Source organism: Mesorhizobium sp. M5C.F.Ca.IN.020.32.2.1 (assembly GCF_004023105.1).
GTDB lineage: Bacteria > Pseudomonadota > Alphaproteobacteria > Rhizobiales > Rhizobiaceae > Mesorhizobium > Mesorhizobium wenxiniae.
In genome coordinates, this window is the sequence record NZ_RZSX01000641.1 from 1 (window position 1) to 3,799 (window position 3,799).

Annotated in this window: 4 protein-coding genes; 3 read left to right on the forward strand and 1 reads right to left on the reverse strand. The window is 58.8% G+C overall.

All coding sequences use genetic code 11. The features are described from left to right. Nucleotides 1-134: LysR family transcriptional regulator (locus EOA86_RS26070; protein WP_164891987.1), on the reverse strand; the 134-nt coding region annotated here is incomplete at its 3' end. An 86-nt stretch (nt 135-220) separates the two neighbouring features. Here EOA86_RS26070 and EOA86_RS26075 point away from each other — a divergent pair. The 3 genes from EOA86_RS26075 to EOA86_RS26085 all read left to right on the forward strand — a co-directional run. Further along, a complete protein-coding gene (locus EOA86_RS26075; protein ID WP_128344321.1) occupies nt 221-994 on the forward strand; it encodes an enoyl-CoA hydratase/isomerase family protein in 774 nt (257 codons plus the stop codon). A gap of 2 nt (nt 995-996) precedes the next feature. After that, nucleotides 997-3,195 carry an acetate--CoA ligase gene (locus EOA86_RS26080; protein ID WP_128344323.1) on the forward strand — a complete coding sequence of 733 codons (2,199 nt, stop codon included), beginning with the start codon at nt 997-999 and terminating at the stop codon, nt 3,193-3,195. A 104-nt stretch (nt 3,196-3,299) separates the two neighbouring features. Next, nucleotides 3,300-3,799 (forward strand): hydroxymethylglutaryl-CoA lyase (locus tag EOA86_RS26085; protein WP_128344325.1); only part of this gene is annotated, 500 nt, incomplete at its 3' end.

The window sequence follows — 3,799 nt, forward strand, 5'->3', positions numbered from 1 at the left end:
TCCTCGATCTCGACGATTGTGCGACTTAAAGCCGACTGAGCAATGTTCAGCGAACGCGCCGCGGCGGTATACCCGCCGCGCTCTGCGATCGCGACGAACGCCCGCAAATGCCTGAGTGTGATATTATTGCTCATTCGCGATTGATCTATACGAAAAACATGTTGGACGCGCAATAGTTTTGCAGCGAGTGTATCGGGATCAGTGTCTCGAGAGATTGTCCATGAGCGAAGTCGTTACGAAGCAAGAAGGCCGAGCGTTTCACATAATCTTCAATCGACCCGAGCGCATGAACGCGGTCAACGAAGGCCTGTATCAAAAGACGTTGGACGCCCTGAACTATGCTGACAACGACCCCGGGATCCGGTGCGTGATCCTCTCCGGAAACGGACGCGCTTTCTGCGCCGGTGCTGATTTGAAGGCCCACAAATCCGGCGAGCGGACCCGCGATGAGCGCGAGACCTATATTATGCTCGGGCAGAGCGTATGCGAGCGGATTCAGACGATGAAGACGCCCGTGATTGCCGAGGTGCACGGCTATGCCCTAGGGGGCGGAGCCGAAATCGCCACCTCCGCTGACTTCCTCATCATATCCGACGACGCCCAACTTGGATTTCCCGAAGTTGCCATTGGAACTTATGTCGGGGGAGGTGTGACGCTCCGTCTTCCCAGACTCATCGGGCTGAGGGATGCCGCGCGGCTCTTGCTGCTGGGTGATAGGATAACCGGCGCGAAATGCCTAGAAATTGGTCTGGCCACTGAGGCTCCGCCGGCGCATCAGTTGAAAGAGCGCACCAGCGCATTGGTGGAGCGGATCGTGAAGAACGCACCGCTACCAATGGCTCGTCTCAAGGCGGCGATCAATTTCCCGCAGAACTCCGACAAGCTTTTTCGCACCGAGGCCAAAGATCTGCTGGCTATCATGGAGACCAGAGATTGGGCAGAAGGCGTGGCCGCCTTCGCGGAACGTCGCTCGCCCCGTTTCGAAGGACGATAGAAATGACGATGGAGCACGACAACCAGGCAACAACGCTAAACCGCGTACTTAGCTATGCGGAGCCGGACTCGCCGGCGACCAAGAGCCTCCACAATGAGAAATCGGCCTTGAGCCGCGTACTCGAGCCGCACTCCGTCGCGATCATCGGCGCATCCTCAAACCGTGACAAGCGCGGATATCAAATCATCAACGCTCTGAAAAAGGCCAGTTACGGCTATCCGATCCTGCCAGTTAATCCGAAAGGAGGGACGATCCTCGGCCTACCAGTTTTCAGCGACATAGACGCCCTTCCCGAAAATGTAGACATCGCCGTGATCGTCCGGCCGGCGGAGGAAGTGCCAGATATCCTCATTCAGTGTGGCAAAAAGGGCATCGCGGGCGCAGTGGTGCTGGCACACGGGTTCCACGAGAGAGGCGACAAGGGATCGGCCGCGCAGAAAAGATTGCGCGACGCCTTGGTGAAAAGCGGCGTCCGGATTGTTGGACCGAACACATCGGGAATGCTGAATTGCACCGTGCAGGCCGACCTTATTGGTCTGCCGGAGTTGCCGCCAAGCGGGCCGGTCAGTGTTTTAACGCAAAGCGGCAACATGATCCTTTCGGTCGTCGAAGACAGCCGGACGATCAATGGCCCCGGCTTCGATGTAATCGCGGGGCTCGGTAACCAGATCGACATCGGATATGGCGAGTTGATCGAGGAGCTTTCCCTGCGCAACAGCACTCGCGCGATTGCAATCTACAATGAGGGTTTTCTTGACGGGCGGGGCTTCTTAGACGCGGCCGCACGAGTGGGGCAGAGCTGCGCGATTGTGATGCTGCGCGGCGGACGATCCATCGAGGGCCGGAAGGCGGCGCTTTCCCACACCGGTTCAATCGCCGGCGCCGACGATGTCGCCTTGAAGGTGCTGGCCCAAATGGGCGTGACTCAAGTTGATCGCTCGGATGAGTTGTTGCCGGTTGCCGCGCTTCTCGCAACCAGCCCACTTCCCAGACCAGAAACGGGAGTCGCGGTTCTTACGGACGGCGGTGGACACGCAACACTGGCCGTTGATGCCCTATCACGGGCGGGTGTGCCGCTTGCCTCACTCTCGGAAGACACAAAGGCCAAGTTGAGGCGCGTGCTCGGCGATGGCGCCAGTGTCGAAAATCCGATTGATGTGGCAAGCGCCGCCGATGCGTATCCAGACGTTTTCCCCGAATGCATCGAAATTCTGGCATCAGATCCGCAGGTGGGGCTCGTACTGACCAACGGGCTATTTGGAGCGTACCACATAAGATTCGATATCTCTCTGTTGAAAGCTGAGAATTCGGCGGCCGAACGGATCGTGGCATTGCGGGACGCCACCGGTCTGCCTCTGGTTTTCCATAGCTGCTACGCCAATCGCAAACCGGAGAACCACGACATCTTGCGAAATGGCGGCATCCAGGTCTTTTCCTCGCTAGATTGGGCCGTGAGCGGCTCCAAGGCGCTGTTTGAAAGGGCGAATTGGCTTACTAAGCGGGGTGGGCATAACGAAAGGTTGGCACTAGAGGCGCCGCCCATTATTGTCCCCGGCGGGCTCTCGGCAGAGACGACAGCCCGCGACATCTTGCAGAAATTGGGCGTGGACACCGGCGAATGGTCCGCTGCAAGCGATTCGGGGGCTGTGGAATCGGCTGTCTCCAACTTTGCCAGCACCTGTGCAGTGAAGCTGGACTCGGCCTTTGTCGTGCACAAGTCCGACGTCGGCGGCGTTCGTCTCGGCGTGACAAGAGAAGCGGCGCGCGCGGCCGCAGATGACATCGCCAAAGCTGTGGCTTCCTATGCCCCCCCCGCCTCGACATTCGGCTTCATTGTCACGCCAATGGTAGATCGCGGCGTGGAGTTGTTCGTGGGTGCCTCAAACGACCCGATCTTCGGCCCGGTGATCTTGTTCGGGTCCGGCGGCGTACTGGTCGAAGCGGTCAAGGACGTGACCTTTCGCGCGGCACCGCTTTCTCCAGCGGAAGCGCTAGACATGATCAATGAGACGCGGGTTGCTAAGCTCCTCGACGGGTTCCGGAACTATCCGAAAATCGAGAAGCGATCCCTTGCCGACTTCATATCGTCAGTGTCCGTTGCGGTCATGAGGATGGACAACCTTTCAGAGCTCGACATCAACCCTATCATCGCCAACGAAAGCGGTATTTACCCTGTTGATGTGAGATTGGTCGGGAAATAGGCCGCGGCTCTCAGGTTGACAGAAGTGAAATGCCTGAAGATTGGCTTGGCAACCAAGGCTCCGCCGGTGTGTCAGGTACGTCTCGACCCGGAGGCCTGACCCAAATGGGCGAATTCGTCCGAATTTTTGAGATGGGGCCGCGCGATGGCCTGCAGAACGAAATGCGCCTCGTGCCAACCTCCGAAAAGACTCGACTCGTAGATTTGCTTTCGGACTGCGGCTTCCAAAAGATTGAGGCGACTTCGTTTGTCTCACCGAAATGGGTGCCCCAGATGGCCGATGCGGCCGAAGTCATGGCCGGCATCCGCCGCGCGCCCGGCGTCATCTACGCTGCCCTTGTTCCCAACCTGAAGGGCTACGAGGCGGCGCGGGTGGCGAAAGCCGATGAAGTCGCCATCTTTGCGTCGGCGTCGGAAAGCTTTAGCCGCAGGAACATCAACTGCTCAATTGCTGAGAGCCTCGAGCGTTTCCGCCCCGTGCTCGCTGCAGCTGCCGCCGACGGCATTCCGGTGCGAGGCTATATTTCCTGCGTGACCGATTGCCCCTACGAAGGCCCAATACCACCGGCTGCCGCCGCAGGCATTGCAACCGAACTCCTTGCGAT

Excerpts from the sequence above, each read along its gene's own strand:
- EOA86_RS26075 (WP_128344321.1), top strand. The coding sequence starts at position 221 with ATGAGCGAAGTCGTTACGAAGCAAGAAGGCCGAGCGTTTCACATAATC.
- EOA86_RS26080 (WP_128344323.1), top strand. The coding sequence starts at position 997 with ATGACGATGGAGCACGACAACCAGGCAACAACGCTAAACCGCGTACTT.